We start from the raw sequence: 20,324 nt of genomic DNA on the forward strand, positions 1-20,324 counted from the left end.
TATGATACAATGGTGGCAAATTTTACTTCTCACTTTGTACTCAGCTTATCAAATCTGTGATGAGTTGACAATCGTTTCATCTGCAGGTTCCCCTGTATTCGCTGGTTTCATTACTGGTTTGATCATGGGAGATGTGACAACTGGTTTGTTTATCGGTGGTAGCTTGCAGTTGTTCGTTCTCGGGGTTGGTACCTTCGGTGGTGCTTCTCGTATTGACGCAACTTCTGGTGCGGTTCTTGCAACAGCATTCTCTATCTCTCAAGGTATTGATACAGACCTTGCGATTACAACAATCGCTGTACCAGTAGCAGCACTTTTGACATACTTCGACGTTCTTGGACGTATGACAACTACTTTCTTTGCACACCGTATTGATGCTGCGATCGAACGCTTTGACTACAAAGGTATCGAACGCAACTACCTACTTGGCGCGCTTCCATGGGCTCTTTCTCGTGCCCTTCCAGTGTTCTTCGCTCTTGCTTTTGGTGGAGAATTCGTACAAGGTGTTGTAAACCTTGTTAAAGAATACCAATGGGTTGCAGACGGTTTGACACTTGCAGGTCGTATGCTTCCAGGTCTTGGATTTGCAATCTTGCTTCGTTACCTTCCAGTTAAACGTAACCTTCACTACCTTGCAATGGGATTCGGTTTGACAGCTATGTTGACTGTTCTTTACTCATATGTAACAGGTCTTGGTGGAGCTGTTGCGGGTATTCTTGGTACTCTTCCTGCTGATGTTGCTGAAAAGATTGGCTTTGCTAACAACTTCAAAGGTTTGTCTATGATCGGTATCTCTATCGTAGGTATCTTCCTTGCAGTTGTTCACTTTAAGAACAGCCAAAAAGTAGCTGTAGCAGCACCTTCTACACCATCAGAAAGTGGGGAAATTGAAGATGACGAATTCTAATTACAAATTAACAAAAGAAGATTTTAATCAAATCAACAAACGTAGCTTGTTTACTTTCCAATTAGGTTGGAACTACGAACGTATGCAAGCTTCTGGTTACCTTTACATGATCTTGCCTCAATTGCGTAAAATGTATGGGGATGGAACTCCTGAATTGAAAGAAATGATGAAAGTTCATACTCAATTCTTCAACACTTCACCATTCTTCCACACAATTATCGCTGGTTTTGACCTTGCCATGGAAGAAAAAGATGGTGTGGGTTCAAAAGATGCCGTTAACGGTATCAAGACAGGTTTGATGGGACCATTTGCTCCTCTTGGAGATACTATCTTTGGTTCACTTGTACCTGCTATCATGGGATCTATCGCAGCAACTATGGCTATCGCTGGCCAACCATGGGGTATCTTCCTTTGGATCGCAGTTGCAGTTGCATATGACATCTTCCGTTGGAAACAATTGGAATTTGCCTACAAAGAAGGGGTTAACCTTATCAACAACATGCAAAGTACTTTGACAGCTTTGATTGATGCTGCATCTGTACTTGGTGTCTTCATGATGGGTGCTCTTGTAGCAACAATGATCAACTTTGACATTTCTTACAAATTGCCAATCGGTGAAAAGATGATTGACTTCCAAGACATCTTGAACTCAATCTTCCCACGCTTGCTTCCAGCAATCTTTACTGCCTTTATCTTCTGGTTGCTTGGTAAGAAAGGTATGAACTCTACTAAAGCGATCGGTATCATTATCGTTCTTGCAGTAGGTCTTTCATTCATCGGTAAATTCTTGCTTGGAATGGGCGCATAATTTATGAGTAAATCATTAATTTTGGTGAGTCATGGTCGTTTCTGTGAAGAACTTAAAGGTAGCACAGAAATGATCATGGGTCCACAGGACAACATTCATGCAGTGGCTCTTCTTCCAGAAGATGGCCCAGAAGAATTTACTGCAAAATTTGAAGCTGCTATCGAAGGATTGGATGATTTCCTAGTCTTTGCGGACCTTCTCGGTGGTACACCATGTAACGTGGTAAGCCGTTTGATCATGGAAGGTCGCGACATTGAACTCTACGCAGGGATGAATCTTCCAATGGTGATTGAATTTATCAATGCGAGCCTTACGGGTGCAGATGCGGACTACAAGAGCCGTGCTGCAGAAAGCATTGTGAAAGTCAATGATCTGTTAGCGGGCTTCGATGATGACGAAGATGAATAATACTCTTCGAAAATCAAATTCAAACTACGTCAGCGACGCCTTGCCGTACTCAAGTACAGCCTGCGGCTAGCTTCCTAGTTTGCTCTTTGATTTTCATTGAGTATAAGATGTAACTTAGAGCATCTTATATAGAATATACATGGGAATGGGAGTCAATCCCATTCCCATATTTTCAATAGGAATGAAACAATAATAGATTAGAGGAACTCTATGCTAAATTACACAAAAGAAGAATTACTTGAACTGGGTGCAGAAATCACGACTCGTGAAATCTACCAACAGCCTGATGTATGGAAAGAAGCTTTTGAAGCCTATCAAGCGAAACGTGAAGAAATTGCAGCCTTTCTGCAAGGTATCGCTGATAAACATGACTATATCAAGGTTATCTTGACGGGTGCTGGTACTTCTGCTTATGTGGGAGATACCTTGGTGCCATACTTTAAGGAAGTCTATGACGAGCGCAAATGGAATTTCAATGCTATTGCGACAACAGATATTGTTGCCAATCCAGAAACTTATTTGAAAAAAGATGTGGCGACTGTTCTTGTTTCCTTTGCTCGTAGTGGGAACTCACCTGAAAGTGTGGCGACGGTTGATTTGGCCAAAGCCTTGGTTGATGACCTCTATCAAGTGACCATTACATGTGCTGCAGATGGTAAATTGGCTCTTCAAGCTCATGGCGATGAGCGCAATCTTTTGCTCTTGCAACCAGCTGCTTCCAATGACGCTGGATTTGCCATGACTTCTAGCTTTACGTCCATGATGCTAACAGCTCTCTTGGTCTTTGATCCTACAGAATTTGCTGTGAAAGCTCAACGTTTTGAAGTTGTGACGAGCCTTGCGCGTAAGATTCTAGACAATGCAGAAGATGTTAAAGAGCTGGTTGACCTCGACTTTAACCGCGTCATCTATCTTGGTGCTGGTCCTTTCTTTGGACTTGCTCATGAAGCTCAGCTCAAGATTTTGGAATTAACAGCTGGTCAAGTGGCGACCATGTATGAAAGCCCAGTTGGCTTCCGTCACGGTCCAAAATCTCTTATCAACGAAGATACAGTTGTTTTGATCTTTGGCACAACGACAGACTACACTCGCAAGTACGACTTGGACTTGGTTCGTGAAGTGGCTGGTGATCACATCGCCCGTCGTGTCGTGCTCTTGAGTGATCAAGCCTTTGGTCTTGAAAATGTCAAGGAAGTGTCCCTTAGTTGTGGCGGTGTCTTGAATGATATTTACCGTGTCTTCCCTTACATCGTTTATGCCCAACTCTTTGCCCTATTGACTTCACTCAAGGTAGAAAATAAACCAGATACACCATCTCCTACTGGCACTGTAAACCGTGTGGTACAAGGTGTGATCATTCATGAATATCAAAAATAAGGAAGTGTCTATGAGTAAATTACAATTAAGTCCTAATAAAGTAGCTTGCTTGCAAAAACTCTCTGACGAGAACGGCATCATCTCAGCTCTTGCCTTTGACCAACGTGGCGCTTTGAAACGTCTCATGGCTCAATATCAAACAGAAGAGCCAACAGTTGCTCAAATGGAAGAACTTAAAGTATTGGTTGCAGATGAATTGACAAAATACGCATCCTCTATGCTTCTTGACCCTGAGTATGGTCTTCCAGCTACAAAAGCTCTTGCACCAAATGCTGGTCTTCTCCTTGCTTATGAGAAAACTGGCTACGACACAACAAGCACCAAACGCTTGCCTGACTGCTTGGATGTTTGGTCTGCCAAACGCATCAAGGAACAAGGTGCAGATGCTGTTAAGTTCTTGCTTTACTACGATGTAGATAGCTCTGACGAACTCAACCAGCAAAAACAAGCCTACATCGAACGCATTGGTTCAGAGTGTGTGGCGGAAGACATTCCATTCTTCCTTGAAATCTTGGCTTACGATGAAAAAATCGCTGACGCAGGTTCTGCAGAATACGCAAAAGTAAAACCACACAAGGTTATCGGTGCCATGAAGGTCTTCTCAGACCCACGCTTCAACATCGATGTCTTGAAAGTGGAAGTTCCAGTCAACGTCAAATACGTTGAAGGCTTTGGTGATGGTGAAATCGTTCATACACGTGAAGAAGCAGCAGCCTTCTTCAAAGCACAAGACGAAGCAACAAATCTTCCATACATCTACTTGAGTGCAGGTGTGTCAGCTAAACTCTTCCAAGAAACACTTGTCTTTGCCCACGAATCAGGCGCAAACTTCAACGGAGTTCTTTGTGGCCGTGCTACATGGGCTGGATCAGTTGAAGCCTACATCAAAGACGGTGAAACAGCAGCTCGTGAGTGGTTGCGTACAACTGGATTTGAGAACATTGACGAACTCAACAAGGTTCTTCAAACAACAGCGACGTCATGGACTGAACGAGTGGAAGCATAAAACAAATATAGAGGAATCCCTTTTTGTTAAGCAAATGCTTAGGTTTTCTGACAAAGGATTCTGAAAATAGAAACTACAACCATAGATGGTGAATACACTCTCTATGGTTTGTTTACTTAAGAGAAATGGATCAAAGGAGAGAAGAATGAAAGCATACACAGAACGTGTATTTGGAAATCATGAGGGTAAGGATGTCTTGGCCTATCGCTTTGAGACTGACAGTGGCTACCAACTAGAAATTATGACCTATGGTGCGACCATCTTGCGCTATGTCACGCCTGACAAGGCTGGGAATTTTGCCAATCTGATTTTGGGCTTTGATGATTTTGATAGCTATGTAGGCAATAGTCCCAAGCATGGAGCAAGTGTAGGTCCTGTAGCGGGCCGTATTGCAGGTGCGACATTTGAGCTTAATGGCAAGACCTATGATCTTGAAGTCAATAATGCTAGCAACTGTAACCACAGTGGTTCAACAGGTTGGGATGCGAGCTTATTTGAATTGACTGAGGTGAGCGACCATGGTTTGACCCTCTACACAGAGCGTACAGACGGGACAGGAGGATTTCCTGGCAATCTCAAGATATGGATCAGCTATCATTTGGAAGAAAGTGGTGCCTACGAAGTCAGCTATAAGGTGACGACAGATCAGGATACGCTTGTCAATCCAACTAATCACAGCTACTTCAACTTGTCTGGTGATTTCACGCAGACAGTTGACCGCCATGTCTTTCAGTTAAATACGGAGGGCATTTATCCAATCGCTCCGGACGGTGTTCCGGCTAAGACTCCAGATGCTACTCGTGATGTGGTTAAACATATCTACAATGGAGCTTTGCTGAAGGACATCTTTGCAGAGGAAGATGAGCAAATCCAGCTGGTATCTGGTTTGGATCACCCATTTGCCCTTCCTGCCGGTCATGACAATGCTGGTTTCCTTTATGACCAAAACTCAGGTCGCTTCCTGCTTTTCAAGACAGAGGCCCCTTGCTTTGTGGTCTACACAGCAAACTTTGTGGATGAGAGCGTGCTCATAGCTGGTCAGCCAATGCTGCAACACAATGGGATTGCCCTGGAAGCGCAAGCTTTACCAGATGCCATTCACAGTGACCTCAAAGACCAAGTCATTCTCAAAGCAGGTCAAACCTTCACCAGCAAAACTCGCTATGAGCTTGTTGTAAAATAAAAAGAAGAGCTGGTTTCCAGCTCTTTTGAGTTGTCTTCGTTGACATTTTATTTCAATAGTGTATAATTGATGTAATTAATAAAGTTACAACAAAAGGAGACACTCGATGACTTATGCATACCAAAGCCACATTTATCTAGCAGAGGCGGTTTTAAATGTCAAGGATTTGACGAGTCAAACGGCTTTTTATCACCAGATTATTGGCTTGGAGATTTTATCCCAAACAGAGACAGAAGCGATTTTGGGACTTGGTCGAAAAGCCTTGGTTCACTTGATTCAGGCAGAAAAGTCTGGCGAAGTAAGGGAGCATTATGGGCTCTACCATCTGGCGATTTTGTTGCCGACACGAAAAGCCTTGGCAGATGTCTTGAAACACCTAAGTGATTTGCGGATTCCTCTGGTTGGGGGTGCAGATCATGGATACAGTGAGGCTATTTATCTAGAGGATTTGGAAGGAAATGGCATTGAACTCTACCGTGATAAGCCAGTGTCTTCATGGGATATTCGAGAAGACGATCGCATTATCGGTGTGACCGAAGCCCTTGCGGCACAGGACATCTATGAGTTAGGGGAAAAGGTGGATCCCTTTATCCTAGCTGAAGGGACGAGAATGGGGCATATCCATCTATCGGTGAAGGATAGCCATGCGGCGAGCCAGTTTTATCAAAAGGTGTTAGGACTAGAAGATAAATTTAGCATTCCTAGTGCTAGTTGGATAGCGGCTGGTCAGTACCATCACCACCTGGCTGTCAACGAATGGGCTGGAAAAGGGCTGGCTCCGCGTGAGCAAGGCTTGCCAGGCTTGGCCTACTATGTCCTTGAGGTCGAAAGCAAGGAAGAACTCTTGGACATCGTTCAGCAAGCACAAGAGCTAGAATCTCCGATTAAGTGGCTAAATTCGAGTGAGTTGGATCTTGTAGACCCAGATGGGATTGTGACTCGCATTCGCTTGGAACGATGAGACGAGGAAAACACATTATTTATTTTAGAGACATAGGAAAAGGCGGATAAGCTCGCATTCTGTTTTTATAATGCGGACTTGTCCGCTTTTTTATGAAATGACGAAAGCTTTCTTGGCTCTGGCAAAGGTATTGGTCGGGGATATTTTTCATTTTCTGGGGGTTCATGCTATAATACTAATAAACTTTTCTTTCTCTAGGAAGGCAAATGCCCAAAATCAGCTAGAATGCTGGCAATCGTTGTCACGATGCTTTTAAGAGAAAGTAGAACTTTGTTTGAACATCCGTATTGAGTTTAGGAAATGGTAATAAGATGGACACAAGTGTAAAAAATTTAATCAGTATGGGCCCTCTGGAGGACTATTTTATCTATTATGATCTGAAGAATCAAGTATTCTACGGTGTAAAACAAGGCATGAATTATTCAGCCATTGCAGCCCCTATTGCAATCTATTCCTTCCAACGGCTGTCAAAGTTGCTCAACCAAACCTTTGGAGATGTCTCATCCCCTCTTAATCTAATCTTCTTTATCTTGATGTCGCTGTTTTTAGTTTTTGGGACCATTCTCCTTGCCAAGTCTACCCGACGTAACATGAAGACAGATAGATTCAGAAAAGTCCGGCTGACAAAAGCCAATATCAAAACACTTAGGAGAAAATCAAGGGCGTTGACAGTAGTTGGCTACATTTTTGTTTTAATAACGATTTTTTCAGCCTATCGTTATCTGGCTGTTTCTGATTTTCAGTTTTTACTTATGTACATGTTAGGGATTGGTATTCTTACATATATAGTCTATGATTTTCGGATGAAAACGCGCAAACGACTGTTCAAGGAGCTGATGGAGACATTACAGGACGGTAGTCGAGGGAAGGAGGGAGACATGTAAGATGAGAAAAATAATCTTTATTGGACAGAGCGGTGATAAGGCCGTTTACTATAACACAAGGACGAGAGAGGCTTTAGCGACAGAGTCTAGCGCCTCGTCAGAAACCGACGGTGCCATCAGTTCAAAGAAATCCAAGTGGCCTTGGGTTGTCTTCTTTGCTTTCTTGCTAGTTGCTATTATCGGCATTTGGATTCGTTCTTTGATAGCGCCCTTTAGATTGAGTGAGTGGATGGTTCCAATCCATCTATCCGCTATCCTTTTCGTTTTTATCGGAAGTGTTTATGGATTTGAAAAACTTTTTTACAGTGGGGCCAAGTCGCTTGTCCCAGCAAGTGAAGAGCAGTTTAAAGAAGCAGTTGAAAGTAGTAAATTTTGGAAAAAGTCTCCAGATAAGGAACCAACAGTCGATAAAATCATCTTGTATCTATTTGTTATCCTCGTTCTTCTATTTGTTTTTGTTATTGTTGTGTTCTTTGCCATACCTGGGACCTTCATTCCCTACTATGAACATGAATGGTTTGAACCGTCGATGTTCATGGTGCCAATCGGAGCAACGATCGTCCCAATTAGCGTGGTTCTTCTACTATTTCAAAACAATCCAATCCGCTGGCTCTTAGCCGTACGAAAATACAAGCAGGGGAAAGTATTATTTAGGGAAGAGAAGAACTAGAAACATGAGTGAAACACTATTATCATTACCAGTGGTTGATGATGTTTTATCAACGACCTATGATAAAAATTGAAGTTTCTGATTGTAGTGATTGGTGGAAACTGTGGTGATTTTATATGAGAAAAATAATTTTTATTGGACAGAGCGGTGATAAGGCCGTTTACTATAACACGCGAACGAGAGAAGCTCTTGTAGCAGATAAGAGTGCCCTTTTAAATACAGAAGGGGCTAGGAGATCGAATAGGGGGATTGCTCCTTTAATTGCTATATTCTCTTTGTTAGGTTTACTCGGAGGATTTGTTGCAATACCAATTTTCTCAGGCCTTCGTTATAATAGTGGGATGGTTCCTATTTTTATTCTTTGTCTTTCCTTTATCCTATTTGGATTTATATGGATGATGGAAGTCGCCTTATATAAAGGAGTGAAACGAGTCCAAGGAGCAACAAAGAAAGAGTTTAAAGAAGCAGTTTATTCAAATTTGTTCTGGGAAAATTTTAGTGAGAAAAAAGCGACGTTTGCGAAAATGTTGGCTTTTATGATTGTCATGCTACTAGTTTTTATGACTACTATAGTAATATTTGCTGCTGCAATTCCGGGCACTATTGACTCATTCAATAAGCAAGAGGCATTTGATATACAAATCTTTTTCTCGCCTTTAGCAGGTCTCTTTCCTGCCTTGTTGTACCTTTTCTTATTCCAAAACAACCCTATCCGCTGGCTCTTAGCTGTGCGAAAGTATGAACAGGGGAAAGTGATATTTAAGGAAGAAATAGAAAAGAGGGAATAATAATGTCACAAGAGAGATATTTGCAGATCAAAAAAGAGCATCAAGTTCGTAAGTTTGTGGGGCGTTTCCTCTTCATTCTTCTCGCTATACTCGATGTTCTACTGGTATCAAGTCATTCCAATTATGTCCCGCTTGTAACGGTGGCTATGGTAACGATTGTGCCTTTTAATCATTTTCTACTTGGTCCTCTTAGGAGACAGAAAAAAGCCATAGAAAAAGAGCATCCAGAATGGAAAATACTCAGTACGAAGGGAGTAAAGGTTCCCTCGGCTGAAGCCAATAAAAGAACCTTGGCTGGTATTGGAATCTTGATAGCCTTACTCTTGTCTTTTGGGCTATTCTATAAACCTGTGAAACAGCCGAACGTCCAAGTAAACAATCCGCCTAAGCTTGATTTTAACACGCCTGGAACGTCCAAGTCTCCTGAGTCTGAGTCGTCCAGTTCCTCTAAGACCAAAGAATCCAGTTCCTCAGAGTCGAAATCCTCGTCTTCGACTGAACAAGGTTCTAAAACCGAAAGTTCAGGAACAAAGCCGTCAAAAAGCGAGTCCAATAATCCTTATTACCAGATTCCAGGACTTACTGACGAACAGGTGAGAGATATCATATCAAAATCTGTGAAAGATTTGAGAGAAAAACAGTCAAAAGAAAAATCCGAAGAGTAGACTCAAGGGCTTCGATGCCCTTGCTGGAGGAGCTAGTTTTGGGATTTTACTGTATAAAATAACAGGAGGAGTTCATATGAATAAAGAAGTGATTGGTTTGATAGTTGGGACAATCGTCATCTTCCTATCTTTTGTGTTTGTATGTGGGACCTTTCTCTACCTCTATCTTCGAGATCAGAAGTTGGTCCGCTTTGCCCAGTCATCCGTACAGGGAACAGTTATCGGCTATAGCCGTTTTCGTGAGGGGTATCCACCTATCGTCGAATACACGGTGGATGGGATTACTTATAAGAAAACCTTGCAGTATTTTATGTTCAAAACGGTCACAATTCCGTGGGGAACTACTAAATTTTTAAAGGACTATACAAGAGAGGACATGCTGGCCTCTTCGATCACTCGCTACAGCAACTCCTTTGTTTCCTTCAAACGCTTGATGCAGACCCATTTCCCCCTTCATTCGGAGCTGACGGTCTGGTATGATCCAGACAAGCCGACCAGGGCCTATGTCGAACGTTACAGCGGAATGAACAAGTTTTACAAGTGGTTTGGTATCGGATTTGGGCTGGCTCTAGTTATAGTCTATGGGATAGTGATCCTAGCCTTTTTGTCCAATTTGTCCAAGATATACGCATAAAGGTCAGTTGGTTAATAGGAAATTTAATTTCCCATCGAGCTTCAAGGAGGACAGAGTTTCTTTTCCATTTCAATGCTTATCAATTTTTTCTATCTGATACAGAGGAGAGGTTGCCTCCTACAAATACAGACAGGAAGTGAATTTTGACAAAGCCCCTTATTCGAGATATAATGAAGAAAAAGTGACCAAGGATAAATCAATGACAAACTCAAAGTATATAACACGTCTGAAACGTTCAGAGGGCCAGTTGCGTGGAATTCAAAAGATGATTGAAGAAGATCGTGACTGCGCAGATATTGTTACGCAGTTGACAGCAGTGAAATCTAGCGTTGAGCGCGTGATTGAGATGATCATTGCTGAAAATCTCACTGACTGTATCAACCAACCATTAGATGACCCCGAGGCTCAAAAGGAACGCCTAGAAAAGGCCATCCGATACCTGATTAAACGGAAATAAACTAATTTGCTATTGATAAACAATGCAGACAAAGGCATTTAAGTCTATTTCGATAAAGAAATCATGTCAGACAAACGGATGAGTTCCCCCCAATACCAATGAGAAAACCTCTTTTTAGATACCATCAATGTGTTTCGTTTTTTAGAAGCGACGGGCTACGAGCCCTATATCAGTGGGTTGCAGAAATGAAAAAACCGATTAAGTTCCTTAATCGGTTTTTTTCATTATTCTACTTGACCGGGCAAGCATTCATACCACCTTCTACATCGATAACGGTGAGGCCTTGGGCGCTTAGAAATTCACAAGCAGATGCGGAGCGTACTCCACCTTGACAGATGACATGGTATTCCTGGTCAGGTTTGAGTTCTTTGTAACCTTGCTCCAAGGTACTTAACGGAAGATTTTTGGCACCTGGTGCATGTCCTGCTTGGAATTCATGCACTTCACGTACATCGATAAGATTTAGATTTTCATTTAGGTATTTTTCATAAAAGTCAGCCATGCTGATACTCGTTTCCATATTTGACTCCTTCTGGATTAGCTATTTTATATAGTGAATAAGCGCCATCAAGGTTTTGGACGGTAAATCCTGCCTACTGGAGGATACGCACTGCGATATAGTTGCGTAAAACGCTGTGGTAGCTAAGGATGTAGGTTTGCTTCTTGTCCGATTCATCCAAGCGTTCCCGTAATTCGTTTAGGGGAATGTGGATGGTGTCGACTTTGAGTCGACCACTCTGAAATTCGCCACTTGTCCGCACATCTAGGGATTATTTGCCCTTAGTCAGATCGTCTTTGAGCTGACACCATTGGATATGGTCGCTCAGACCTTCGATAAGGTTCAAGGCTGCGTAGCCCATTTGATGCTTCTAGGTGACCTGACCTGTCCAAGCGCTCATACCGCCTCGTACATTGATGACATCGTAGCCTTTTTTCTTAAGCTTTTTCGCAGCTAGTTTGCTTCGTACACCAGAGTGACAAATGACATAAAGTGTTTCTTTTGTCGCAGGTGTGTATGAACCGATTTCCGTTAAAGGAACATTTTTGGCATTTTTGATATGACCTCTACGGAATTCCATAGGCGTCCGAACATCTAGTAGTTGAATCGGTTCTCTGAGTTTAGCTTCTAACTCGCTGGTAGAAATACTGTCAATTTTTGTAAATAATAAGTGAAACATAGGCACCTCCACATATACCATTATGGGGTATATTAAACCATGAAGTTAAGCTTTTGTCAAGCAAGTTGTTTTAACTTGGAGGGGATTGGTTTTGAGAGTCTAGAAAGCAGGCTATTCTTGACCTTTCAAAGGCTTTTTGATATGATGGGTCCAAAGTAAGTGTGAGGTGATAAGATGGCTAGCGAATACCAGAAAATGATAGCAGGGGAGCCTTACCGTCCGTCGGACCCAGAGTTACGGGCCTTGGCGCAGGCTTCTCGCCAAAAACAGGTTGCCTTTAACAAGGAAGAAGATCCCTTGAAGGGAGCGGATATCATCAAGACTTGGTTTGGTTCAACCGGGCAAAATCTTTATATCAATCCACGCTTGGTGGTCGATTATGGAGTCAATATCCATCTAGGGGAAAATTTTTATTCTAATTGGAACTTGACCATGCTGGATGTTTGTCCGATTCGCATCGGGAACAACGCCATGCTTGGCCCCAACTGTCAGTTTTTAACCCCACTCCATCCACTGGATCCGGATGAACGCAATTCAGAGGTCGAATATGGTAAGCCCATCACTATCGGAGACAATTTCTGGGCTGGAGGTGGCGTCATTGTCCTTCCTGGAGTGACACTGGGAAATAATGTCGTTGCAGGAGCAGGGGCCGTGATTACCAAGTCCTTTGGAGACAATGTCGTCCTAGCTGGTAATCCTGCGCGTGTTATCAAGGAAATCCCAGTAAAAGAAAACTAAAAAGAACAGCTTGGGCTGTTCTTTTTAGTTTTCTTTATCTTAGTCTTATAGATTTTTCTTTTTTGGCTTTTTGGGTTAGAGTGACATCGCACTTGGGGATGTTGCTTTTAAAAACTATTAAATGCATTTTAGTACTCTCAAATTGTTTCTAGTAGCCCTTTCAAAAGAATACTGAGCGAAATTGAATTTAAGGAAACTTTCAGAAAAGTTTTAGTTTTGTTTCAGGAATCTTCTGTAGACTGTCTAGCTATATCATACGAAGGAGAGGAAAAAGTATGAAATCAAAAAAATGGACCCTACTCGCAACGAGTTTAACGGCAATGGTACTGCTGGCAGCATGTGCCCAGTCAACAACTACATCCAATACCAATGCAACGACAAATAGTGCCACAACAACTGCAACAAAGACAAACCAATCATCCTATTTTACAGAGAAGGACAATGATACTTCTTATGACGAAAGCACAGCTTCTAAAATTGAGTTATCTGGCTCATCAGCAAACGTCTCTGGAGATGGGGTGACAGTCTCTGAATCAACAGTGACCATCACAAAATCTGGAACCTATGTAATTTCAGGTCAGTCTGACGGAGTGCAGATCAAGATCGCGGCAGATAAGTCTGCAGATGTTCATCTAGTCCTAAAAGGCGCGACCATGACCAATACCAATGCAGTAATTTCTGCGACATCAGCTGGCCATGTCTACTTGACTCTAGCAGAGGGAACCACCAACAGTCTCTCTGACTCAAGCTCTAACAGCGACGAAAAAGCAGACGCAGCTCTCTTTTCTAAGATGGATTTGACCATCAACGGGAAAGGAACTCTCAATGTGGATGGCAAGAAAAACAACGGTATCAAGGCCAACGACACCCTCCACATCACGGGTGGAACCTATAACATCACAGCAGTTGGCGATGCCTTTAATGTCAATGATGAACTCAACATCACTGGAACGACCATGACTATCGATGCCAAAGAAGATGGGGTCAAGGTGGACAATGACGAGGATACTTCAGTCGGAACCATGTACCTATCCAACAACAACATCACCGTCACAGCAGGAGATGATGGCATTCACGCATCAGGTGATTTGGTTATCGATAGTGGTACCTACACCGTCAAGAATTCGACAGAAGGACTTGAAGGTAAGTCAATCACTATCAACAATGGGGACATTAGCATCTATTCGACAGATGATGGAGTCAACGCAGCTAACAAAAATGCCCAACAGAGTGAAATCTTCTTCACTATGAACGGTGGGAACCTGACAGTAGAAGTCGGCCAAGAAGACACAGATCCAATCGACTCGAACGGCAATATCACAGTCACAGGTGGAACCATTAAAATGACTGGTCAAACAGGTTTTGACTTTGATGGAACAGCGACCTACACAGGTGGAGATATCTATCTCAACGGTGAGAAACAAACGGAAATTGTCAACTCTATGCCTGGAGGCGGTGGACCAAATGGAGGCCCTCAAGGCGGCGGTCCAGCCCCTAGTGGACAAGGATAAACAAAAAATCTCCTTTCTCGAAAGAGAAGGGAGAGTTTTTGTGTTTGAGAGGTGGATTGTAGCTAAAACAACTCCCAATTAGGTCTTGAAAATTTCTTAGTCTGTTTCATATAAAAATGAGTAAAATGAATTTCCATCGCCAAGGTCATTAGAGTTGCGATAGCAATGACGATGGTAGGATTGGCTGAGAAAAGTAGAGGAAGAATAGGCCTTTAAAAAGTGGACAGGAAAGACCATTTCGGAGTATAGAGAGGAAGTTCAAAAACATTTTTAGAAATAAGACATGTGCATTATAAACATCAGATACGAATCTGGTGTTTTATTTTTTTAAAGAATTTAACCCTTTCTCTTGACAAGTGAGTGATTACTCACTATAATAGCTTCTGTGATTTAAAAAGTGAGTACCCACTCACCAAGGAGGAAGTAAATGAAAACATTACTACATTTACAAGATTTAGTAAAATCTTTTGACAATCAAATAGTTCTGAATCATGTCAGCTTTGAATTGCAGACAGGAGAAATTATAGGATTAATTGGTCCGTCTGGTGCTGGTAAATCAACTATGATTAAGACTACGTTAGGAATGGAAAAGGCTGATGGAGGCGTAGCTTTAGTGTTAAATCACACTATGCCCAATCGCCATATTTTAGGAGATATTGGCTATATGGCCCAATCAGATGCTTTATACGAGTCCTTGTCAGGCCAAGAAAATCTGGAATTTTTTGGTCAGCTAAAGGGGCTTTCTAAAAAAGACCTAAAGGCGGAAATTGCTCATATAGCTCAAGTAGTAGATCTGACAGACTACTTAAACAAGGCGGTATCTGGTTATTCTGGAGGAATGAAACGGCGTTTGTCTCTTGCTATCGCGCTGTTAGGAAATCCTCAACTCTTGATTTTGGACGAACCGACAGTTGGAATCGACCCTTCTCTTCGAAAGAAAATCTGGAAAGAATTATTCGCGCTTAGAGACAATGGGATTGGGATATTAGTTACTACCCATGTTATGGATGAAGCAGAGTTGACGGATAAGGTCGGCTTATTATTAGGCGGAAAAATCATTGCTTTTGATACACCGCAACACTTAAAAGAAAGTTATCAAGTTTCAAGTATTGAAGAAGTATTTTTAAAAGCAGAAGGTGAGTAAAATGAGAACAATAGCGATTGCAAAAAAAGTCATCAAAGAATTACTTCGTGACAAACGAACTCTAGCCCTGATGTTTATGGCACCTGTTTTTATCATGTGGTTGATGAACCTCATGTTTTCAGCTAGTACAACCGTGAATGTCAAGTTAGCGACACAAGATCTACCAACTGGTTTGGTAACGAAAATGGATGAGCTTGATCATGTGGACATCGAGACTTATCAAGACTTAGATCAGGCCAAAGAAGCGCTAGCAAATGAAAAAGTCGATGCTGTGATTTCTTATAAAGACGGTGAGTATCAGGTCGACTACGCAAATACAGATGTCTCCAAGACATCTATGATACGACAAGTGTTACGAACAAGTATCGCCAGTGAAGGCACCGATCAGTTACTATCTCGTGTCAAACAAGCTCTTCCACAATTGGACTCGGACGCAAAAATACCAGAAATCAAGGAGTCCTATCAATATGGAGATGAAAATACAAGCTTCTTTACCAGTATGATTCCGGTTTTGATAGGTTTTGTAGTTTTCTTCTTTGTCTTTTTGATTTCAGGTATGGCGCTTTTGAAAGAGCGCACCAGTGGAACACTAGAACGTTTGTTAGCAACACCAGTGAAACGATCTGAAATCGTCTATGGCTATATGTTGTCTTACGGTATTATTGCGATTTTTCAAACGGCAGTTGTCGTTTTAGCAGCAATTTGGCTACTAGATGTAGAAGTTGTAGGAAGTATTTTAAATGTTATAATAGTTAATGTAGTACTGGCTCTTGTAGCACTAGCTTTTGGAATTCTCTTGTCTACTCTAGCAAAATCAGAATTCCAAATGATGCAATTTATTCCTCTCGTGATTATGCCCCAACTTTTTTTCTCAGGAATTATTCCATTGTCATCCATGGGAGAATGGGCTCTAACTGTGGGGAAATTTTTGCCATTAACCTATTCTGGTGATGCAATAAGCCAGATTATTCTTTACGGGCACAATCTTGGTGATATTTTGTCAAATCTTGGTGTTTTAATGGTTTTCTTGATCATTTTAACAATTCTTAATATTGTTGGATTGCGTCGTTATCGTAAAGTTTAGAAATCGACATAAATAATGCTAAAAAGGTGTGAAGATTAGATGGATAAGACTGTTTTTGAATCGTTTGAAGATTACTTAGAAGAAGCGAATTACCCTCAAGGAAAGAAAAAAATCATGCAGGCAGCAGTGGACCTCATATCAACTAGGAGTTACCATGGGACCTCAACTCTTCACATAGCTGAGCGTGCTGGACTAAGCCAGGCAACTTTGTTTAAGTATTTTAAGACGAAGGATGATTTACTGACGGCTATTTTACATCCTGTAGTCCCAGGCATTTTCGGTAGTTTTTTTGAGGAACTCTTAGCTTTTGAAACGACAGAAGAGAGGGTTCGTTATCTCGTCCATGATCGTATGAGCTATCTCAAAAAAAATCGTGCTTTGATGAAAATCATTCTGCAGGAGAGTTTTTCAAATAAAAAACTAAAAAATGAACAGATTTTTATCTGGAGTGCTATTCAAGATAAACTTCGAGTGCTTCATAAGGAATTGCTAGCAGATCCACGTGTAAATCCAGAGTTAACGATTCCTCAAATGGTTCGTATTTGTGTTGGTCCATTGTTGGCTTACTTCGCTCAGCTTTATATCGTTAGTGACAACGGAGAAATAAAGGAAGAAGACCTAGACTTATTAGAAAAACAGATTTTAGGTGGTTTGTGGAAATAGAGTAGGCCTAGACAAAATGGAGGCTAGATTCTATTGGTTTGGCTTCTTGTACAAGATAATATAAAAGGGTATACATTACCTGATGCAGATTTGTGCTTTTTTATTATTGAATTTGGTATTTTGGTGATAGTCCTCAATCACTTTACTAAAACAGAAACCGACCTCTCCAGCGGTGCAACGATTTCTCAAGTGTATGGAAGAGGAGATTTCTGGATTGATAAAGACAACTCCTTGACACTTCGTCAGCTTTTGATACAATAGTACAAAATTACAGGAGGTGGGCTATGATTCAGAAACATGTGATTCCCATTTTAGAGTTTGACGACAATCCCCAAGCGATCCTTATGCCAAATCACGAGGGGCTAGATTTAAAGTTGCCAAAGAAGTGCATCTATGCGTTTTTGGAGGAAGAGATTGACCGCTATGCTCAGGAAGTAGGGGCGGATTGTGTTGGTGAGTTCGTTTCGGCCACCAAGACGTATCCAGTCTATGTCCTCAACTACAAGGACGAGGAGATTTGTCTGGCCCAGGCGCCCGTGGGCTCTGCCCCAGCGTCCCAGTTTATGGATTGGTTGATTGGCTATGGTGTGGAGCAAATTATTTCCACTGGAACCTGTGGAGTCCTAGCCGATATAGAGGAAAATGCTTTTCTTGTCCCTGTTCGCGCTTTGCGAGATGAGGGGACAAGCTACCATTATGCAGCGCCTTCTCGTTATATGGAGATGCAGCTTGAGGCTATCTCTGCCATTGAGCAAGTCTTGGAGAAAAGAGGCATTCCTTATGAGGAAGTTATGACCTGGACGACAGATGGTTTTTACCGAGAGACAGCTGAAAAGGTTGCCTATCGCAAGGAAGAAGGCTGTGCTGTTGTGGAGATGGAGTGCTCGGCTCTAGCGGCAGTAGCTCAGCTACGTGGTGTTGTCTGGGGAGAGTTACTCTTTACCGCAGATTCCTTAGCGGATCTGGACAACTACGACAGTCGTGACTGGGGATCAGAAGCTTTTGATAAGGCACTCGAACTCTGTCTTGCCATTGTGCACCATATGTGAGTGCTCTGACTGTTTTTATGGTAGAATGTAGTTATGTTATTCAAATCATTTTTGGGAAAAACAAATACGACGCTGTCTCGGTTGTCGCCAGCCCGTCGCATCTTTTTAAGTTTTGCCTTAGTTATCTTCCTGGGTTCTCTCCTTTTAAGTCTTCCCTTTGTGCAAGCAACAACGTCACAAGCGACCTACTTTGACCATCTCTTTACGACCGTGTCCATGGTCTGTGTGACAGGACTCTTTACCCAGCCGGTAGCCTCTACTTACAATATATGGGGCCAGTTGATTTGCATGCTCTTGATCCAGATCGGTGGATTGGGGCTTATGACCTTTATCGGAGTCTTTTACATCCAAGGCAAGCAAAAGCTCAGCCTTCGTGGTCGTGAGACCATTCTAGAAAGTTTCAGTTATGGAGAAACCCAGTCTCTAAAGGACTTCATCCGCTCAATCTTTCTGACGACTTTTCTGGTGGAAGGAATTGGTGCCTTTCTCTTGAGTTTGCGCTTTATCCCCGAATTTGGCTGGGGGAGAGGGATTCTAACCTCTATCTTTTTGGCTGTTTCAGCTTTCTGTAATGCTGGATTTGATAATTTTGGAAGTACGAGTTTGGTAGCCTTTCAAACGGATCCCTTAATCAATCTAGTGATTGCAGGCTTGATTATCACAGGTGGTCTAGGATTTATGGTCTGGTTTAACCTAGCGACCCAGATTGGGAAAAAGAAAAAACGCCGTCTGCGTTTCCATACCAAGCTGGTTCTCTTTTTAACGGCGGGAATTCTGCTCTTTGGAACAGTATCGACTCTCTTAATTGAGTGGAATAATCCTGGAACGATTGGAAATCTCAGCGCTCCAGAGAAACTGCTGGTTAGTTTCTTCCAGACCGTCAGCATGAGAACGGCAGGATTTGCTTCAATTGACTACACCCAGGCTCGACCAGTTACCTTGCTGATCTACATCTTGCAGATGTTTCTGGGCGGGGCACCTGGAGGGACAGCAGGAGGGCTCAAGATTACGACCTTCTTTGTCTTGTTGGTCTTTGCTCGTAGCGAACTATTGGGCTTGCCTCATGCCAATGTTGCTCGGAGAACCATTGAACCCCGAACTGTGCAAAAATCTTTCAGTGTCTTTATTATCTTCTTGCTGACCTTCTTGCTGGGCCTGATCCTGCTAGGGGTAACCGCAGAGGGAAATCCGCGCTTTATCTACCTCATGTTTGAGACTATTTCAGCGCTTGCGACAGTTGGAGTGACAGCAAATTTAACGCCGGAGTTAGGTAAGTTAGCCCTCAGCATCGTTATGTTGTTGATGTTTATCGGTCGTATTGGTCCCTTGACACTACTGGTCAGTGTAGCGGAATACCAGCCAGACAAGAAAGATACGATTCACTATATGAAAGCAGATATCACTATCGGATAAGAAAGGAAGAACGATGTCAGATCGGACAATTGGAATTTTAGGCTTGGGAATTTTTGGGAGCAGTGTTTTGGCTGCCCTAGCCAAGCATGACATGAATATCATTGCTATTGATGACCACGAGGAACGCATTAATCAATTTGAACCTGTGCTGGCGCGTGGAGTAGTTGGAGATATCACGGATGAAGAACTCCTTCTATCAGCGGGGATTGACACCTGTGATACCGTAGTTGTCGCAACGGGGGAAAATCTAGAGTCCAGTGTTCTCGCGGTCATGCACTGCAAGAGTCTAGGAGTACCGACTGTTATTGCCAAGGTCAAAAGTCATACAGCTAAAAAGGTTCTAGAAAAAATTGGCGCAGACGCAGTCATCTCACCAGAGTTTGAAATGGGGCGCTCATTGGCGCAGACCATCCTCTTTCATAACAGCGTAGACGTCTTTCAGCTGGACAAGAATGTATCGATTGTCGAGATGAAAATCCCCCAATCATGGGTAGGTAAAAGCCTCAGTCAGTTGGATTTGCGTGGGCGATACAACCTCAACGTACTTGGTTTTCGTGCCTACGAAAATGCTCCTCTGGATGTCCAATTCGGACCCAATGACCTTTTGCAGGCAGATGCCTACATCATGGCCGTCATTAATAACCAACATCTGGACACCCTAGCTGAACTGAGTGAGTAGGAGAGGAAGGGTACTCTCTATCCCAATAATTAACGAGTCAATATAAGTATTTTATAAGAGGGATTTAAGAAAAATTTTAACTTTTTCTTAATCCTTTTTAATTTTAGGAGATTATAC

General features: G+C 42.3%; 24 protein-coding genes and 2 pseudogenes. 22 read left to right on the forward strand and 4 right to left on the reverse strand.

Annotated elements, in window-relative coordinates; genetic code table 11:
- The first annotated feature begins 1 nt into the window (after position 1).
- The 13 genes from MP387_RS00315 (at position 2) to MP387_RS00375 (ending at position 10,748) form a co-directional block, all read left to right on the forward strand.
- Positions 2 to 907, forward strand: a complete 906-nt coding sequence (locus tag MP387_RS00315; protein WP_070567959.1) for a PTS mannose/fructose/sorbose/N-acetylgalactosamine transporter subunit IIC — start codon at positions 2 to 4, stop codon at positions 905 to 907.
- Entirely contained in the window at positions 894 to 1,715 is an 822-nt protein-coding gene (locus MP387_RS00320; protein ID WP_000185284.1) for a PTS system mannose/fructose/sorbose family transporter subunit IID, read from the forward strand. The genes MP387_RS00315 and MP387_RS00320 overlap by 14 nt, the downstream gene beginning before the upstream one ends.
- A 3-nt stretch (positions 1,716 to 1,718) precedes the next feature.
- A complete protein-coding gene (locus MP387_RS00325; RefSeq protein WP_000045700.1) occupies positions 1,719 to 2,123 on the forward strand; it encodes a PTS sugar transporter subunit IIA in 405 nt (134 codons plus the stop codon).
- Between the two features lie 210 nt (positions 2,124 to 2,333).
- A complete protein-coding gene (locus MP387_RS00330; RefSeq protein ID WP_242746730.1) occupies positions 2,334 to 3,500 on the forward strand; it encodes an SIS domain-containing protein in 1,167 nt (388 codons plus the stop codon).
- A gap of 10 nt (positions 3,501 to 3,510) precedes the next feature.
- On the forward strand, positions 3,511 to 4,506 hold the full coding sequence (gene lacD, locus MP387_RS00335) for a tagatose-bisphosphate aldolase (RefSeq protein WP_242746733.1): 996 nt from the start codon (positions 3,511 to 3,513) through the stop codon (positions 4,504 to 4,506).
- A 145-nt stretch (positions 4,507 to 4,651) separates the two neighbouring features.
- Positions 4,652 to 5,689 carry an aldose epimerase family protein gene (locus MP387_RS00340; RefSeq protein ID WP_242746736.1) on the forward strand — a complete coding sequence of 346 codons (1,038 nt, stop codon included), beginning with the start codon at positions 4,652 to 4,654 and terminating at the stop codon, positions 5,687 to 5,689.
- 106 nt (positions 5,690 to 5,795) lie between these two features.
- Positions 5,796 to 6,650 carry a VOC family protein gene (locus MP387_RS00345; protein ID WP_242746739.1) on the forward strand — a complete coding sequence of 285 codons (855 nt, stop codon included), beginning with the start codon at positions 5,796 to 5,798 and terminating at the stop codon, positions 6,648 to 6,650.
- A gap of 311 nt (positions 6,651 to 6,961) precedes the next feature.
- Positions 6,962 to 7,534, forward strand: a complete 573-nt coding sequence (locus MP387_RS00350; protein WP_242746751.1) for a hypothetical protein — start codon at positions 6,962 to 6,964, stop codon at positions 7,532 to 7,534.
- 1 nt (position 7,535) lies between these two features.
- Complete coding sequence (locus MP387_RS00355) at positions 7,536 to 8,204, forward strand: hypothetical protein (RefSeq protein WP_242746753.1); 669 nt, start codon at positions 7,536 to 7,538, stop codon at positions 8,202 to 8,204.
- 116 nt (positions 8,205 to 8,320) lie between these two features.
- Complete coding sequence (locus MP387_RS00360; RefSeq protein ID WP_242746755.1) at positions 8,321 to 8,992, forward strand: hypothetical protein; 672 nt, start codon at positions 8,321 to 8,323, stop codon at positions 8,990 to 8,992.
- Positions 8,993 to 8,994: 2 nt separating this feature from the next.
- Complete coding sequence (locus MP387_RS00365; protein WP_242746757.1) at positions 8,995 to 9,657, forward strand: hypothetical protein; 663 nt, start codon at positions 8,995 to 8,997, stop codon at positions 9,655 to 9,657.
- Positions 9,658 to 9,733: 76 nt separating this feature from the next.
- Positions 9,734 to 10,291: a DUF3592 domain-containing protein gene (locus MP387_RS00370; protein WP_242746759.1), complete on the forward strand. Its 558-nt coding sequence runs from the start codon at positions 9,734 to 9,736 to the stop codon at positions 10,289 to 10,291.
- Between the two features lie 199 nt (positions 10,292 to 10,490).
- Positions 10,491 to 10,748: a metal-sensitive transcriptional regulator gene (locus MP387_RS00375; protein ID WP_242746762.1), complete on the forward strand. Its 258-nt coding sequence runs from the start codon at positions 10,491 to 10,493 to the stop codon at positions 10,746 to 10,748.
- Positions 10,749 to 10,977: 229 nt separating this feature from the next.
- Here MP387_RS00375 and MP387_RS00380 read toward each other — a convergent pair whose 3' ends face one another.
- The 3 genes and pseudogenes from MP387_RS00380 to MP387_RS00390 all read right to left on the reverse strand — a co-directional run bounded on the left by MP387_RS00380 (position 10,978) and on the right by MP387_RS00390 (position 11,926).
- Positions 10,978 to 11,268, reverse strand: coding sequence for a rhodanese-like domain-containing protein (locus MP387_RS00380; protein ID WP_242746765.1), 291 nt, complete (start codon positions 11,266 to 11,268; stop codon positions 10,978 to 10,980).
- Positions 11,243 to 11,614 (reverse strand): annotated as a pseudogene (locus tag MP387_RS00385) (rhodanese-like domain-containing protein); the annotation flags it as partial. The gene MP387_RS00380 and the pseudogene MP387_RS00385, both read right to left, overlap by 26 nt.
- 3 nt (positions 11,615 to 11,617) lie before the next feature.
- The gene (locus MP387_RS00390; protein WP_242746768.1) at positions 11,618 to 11,926 is read right to left on the reverse strand and encodes a rhodanese-like domain-containing protein; all 309 of its coding nucleotides are present in this window, start codon (positions 11,924 to 11,926) and stop codon (positions 11,618 to 11,620) included.
- Positions 11,927 to 12,100: 174 nt separating this feature from the next.
- Between MP387_RS00390 and MP387_RS00395 the strand changes: the two genes are divergently transcribed.
- Together MP387_RS00395 and MP387_RS00400 are read left to right on the forward strand one after the other, a co-directional pair.
- The gene (locus MP387_RS00395) at positions 12,101 to 12,664 is read left to right on the forward strand and encodes a sugar O-acetyltransferase (protein WP_242746771.1); all 564 of its coding nucleotides are present in this window, start codon (positions 12,101 to 12,103) and stop codon (positions 12,662 to 12,664) included.
- 275 nt (positions 12,665 to 12,939) lie between these two features.
- Positions 12,940 to 14,175, forward strand: coding sequence for a carbohydrate-binding domain-containing protein (locus MP387_RS00400; protein WP_242746774.1), 1,236 nt, complete (start codon positions 12,940 to 12,942; stop codon positions 14,173 to 14,175).
- 62 nt (positions 14,176 to 14,237) lie between these two features.
- On the opposite strand, the pseudogene MP387_RS09155 reads toward MP387_RS00400, so the two are convergent.
- A pseudogene (locus MP387_RS09155) lies at positions 14,238 to 14,372 on the reverse strand (low temperature requirement protein A); the annotation flags it as partial.
- Positions 14,373 to 14,602: 230 nt separating this feature from the next.
- On the opposite strand from MP387_RS09155, the gene MP387_RS00405 reads away from it, so the two are divergent.
- From MP387_RS00405 to MP387_RS00435, 7 genes are read left to right on the forward strand one after another with little or no spacing between them, the layout of a single operon-like run.
- Positions 14,603 to 15,319 (forward strand): ABC transporter ATP-binding protein, encoded by a 717-nt coding sequence (locus MP387_RS00405; RefSeq protein ID WP_242746776.1) that lies wholly within the window; start codon positions 14,603 to 14,605, stop codon positions 15,317 to 15,319.
- Position 15,320: 1 nt separating this feature from the next.
- On the forward strand, positions 15,321 to 16,403 hold the full coding sequence (locus tag MP387_RS00410; protein ID WP_242746779.1) for an ABC transporter permease: 1,083 nt from the start codon (positions 15,321 to 15,323) through the stop codon (positions 16,401 to 16,403).
- Positions 16,404 to 16,442: 39 nt separating this feature from the next.
- Entirely contained in the window at positions 16,443 to 17,066 is a 624-nt protein-coding gene (locus tag MP387_RS00415; protein ID WP_000361926.1) for a TetR/AcrR family transcriptional regulator, read from the forward strand.
- 33 nt (positions 17,067 to 17,099) lie between these two features.
- A complete protein-coding gene (locus MP387_RS00420) occupies positions 17,100 to 17,327 on the forward strand; it encodes a hypothetical protein (protein WP_242746782.1) in 228 nt (75 codons plus the stop codon).
- A 23-nt stretch (positions 17,328 to 17,350) separates the two neighbouring features.
- Entirely contained in the window at positions 17,351 to 18,115 is a 765-nt protein-coding gene (locus MP387_RS00425; RefSeq protein WP_242746784.1) for a nucleoside phosphorylase, read from the forward strand.
- A gap of 33 nt (positions 18,116 to 18,148) precedes the next feature.
- Positions 18,149 to 19,528 (forward strand): TrkH family potassium uptake protein, encoded by a 1,380-nt coding sequence (locus tag MP387_RS00430; RefSeq protein ID WP_242746786.1) that lies wholly within the window; start codon positions 18,149 to 18,151, stop codon positions 19,526 to 19,528.
- 13 nt (positions 19,529 to 19,541) lie between these two features.
- Positions 19,542 to 20,207 carry a potassium channel family protein gene (locus MP387_RS00435; protein WP_038806509.1) on the forward strand — a complete coding sequence of 222 codons (666 nt, stop codon included), beginning with the start codon at positions 19,542 to 19,544 and terminating at the stop codon, positions 20,205 to 20,207.
- Positions 20,208 to 20,324: the final 117 nt, after the last annotated feature.

This window comes from Streptococcus oralis (genome assembly GCF_022749195.1).
Taxonomy (GTDB): Bacteria; Bacillota; Bacilli; order Lactobacillales; family Streptococcaceae; genus Streptococcus; species Streptococcus oralis_CI.

Coding starts and splice junctions, on each gene's coding strand:
- MP387_RS00315 (WP_070567959.1), top strand. CDS start 2: ATGATACAATGGTGGCAAATTTTACTTCTCACTTTGTACTCAGCTTAT.
- MP387_RS00320 (WP_000185284.1), top strand. CDS start 894: ATGACGAATTCTAATTACAAATTAACAAAAGAAGATTTTAATCAAATC.
- MP387_RS00325 (WP_000045700.1), top strand. CDS start 1,719: ATGAGTAAATCATTAATTTTGGTGAGTCATGGTCGTTTCTGTGAAGAA.
- MP387_RS00330 (WP_242746730.1), top strand. CDS start 2,334: ATGCTAAATTACACAAAAGAAGAATTACTTGAACTGGGTGCAGAAATC.
- lacD (WP_242746733.1), top strand. CDS start 3,511: ATGAGTAAATTACAATTAAGTCCTAATAAAGTAGCTTGCTTGCAAAAA.
- MP387_RS00340 (WP_242746736.1), top strand. CDS start 4,652: ATGAAAGCATACACAGAACGTGTATTTGGAAATCATGAGGGTAAGGAT.
- MP387_RS00345 (WP_242746739.1), top strand. CDS start 5,796: ATGACTTATGCATACCAAAGCCACATTTATCTAGCAGAGGCGGTTTTA.
- MP387_RS00350 (WP_242746751.1), top strand. CDS start 6,962: ATGGACACAAGTGTAAAAAATTTAATCAGTATGGGCCCTCTGGAGGAC.
- MP387_RS00355 (WP_242746753.1), top strand. CDS start 7,536: ATGAGAAAAATAATCTTTATTGGACAGAGCGGTGATAAGGCCGTTTAC.
- MP387_RS00360 (WP_242746755.1), top strand. CDS start 8,321: ATGAGAAAAATAATTTTTATTGGACAGAGCGGTGATAAGGCCGTTTAC.
- MP387_RS00365 (WP_242746757.1), top strand. CDS start 8,995: ATGTCACAAGAGAGATATTTGCAGATCAAAAAAGAGCATCAAGTTCGT.
- MP387_RS00370 (WP_242746759.1), top strand. CDS start 9,734: ATGAATAAAGAAGTGATTGGTTTGATAGTTGGGACAATCGTCATCTTC.
- MP387_RS00375 (WP_242746762.1), top strand. CDS start 10,491: ATGACAAACTCAAAGTATATAACACGTCTGAAACGTTCAGAGGGCCAG.
- MP387_RS00380 (WP_242746765.1), bottom strand. CDS start 11,268: ATGGAAACGAGTATCAGCATGGCTGACTTTTATGAAAAATACCTAAAT.
- MP387_RS00390 (WP_242746768.1), bottom strand. CDS start 11,926: ATGTTTCACTTATTATTTACAAAAATTGACAGTATTTCTACCAGCGAG.
- MP387_RS00395 (WP_242746771.1), top strand. CDS start 12,101: ATGGCTAGCGAATACCAGAAAATGATAGCAGGGGAGCCTTACCGTCCG.
- MP387_RS00400 (WP_242746774.1), top strand. CDS start 12,940: ATGAAATCAAAAAAATGGACCCTACTCGCAACGAGTTTAACGGCAATG.
- MP387_RS00405 (WP_242746776.1), top strand. CDS start 14,603: ATGAAAACATTACTACATTTACAAGATTTAGTAAAATCTTTTGACAAT.
- MP387_RS00410 (WP_242746779.1), top strand. CDS start 15,321: ATGAGAACAATAGCGATTGCAAAAAAAGTCATCAAAGAATTACTTCGT.
- MP387_RS00415 (WP_000361926.1), top strand. CDS start 16,443: ATGGATAAGACTGTTTTTGAATCGTTTGAAGATTACTTAGAAGAAGCG.
- MP387_RS00425 (WP_242746784.1), top strand. CDS start 17,351: ATGATTCAGAAACATGTGATTCCCATTTTAGAGTTTGACGACAATCCC.
- MP387_RS00430 (WP_242746786.1), top strand. CDS start 18,149: ATGTTATTCAAATCATTTTTGGGAAAAACAAATACGACGCTGTCTCGG.
- MP387_RS00435 (WP_038806509.1), top strand. CDS start 19,542: ATGTCAGATCGGACAATTGGAATTTTAGGCTTGGGAATTTTTGGGAGC.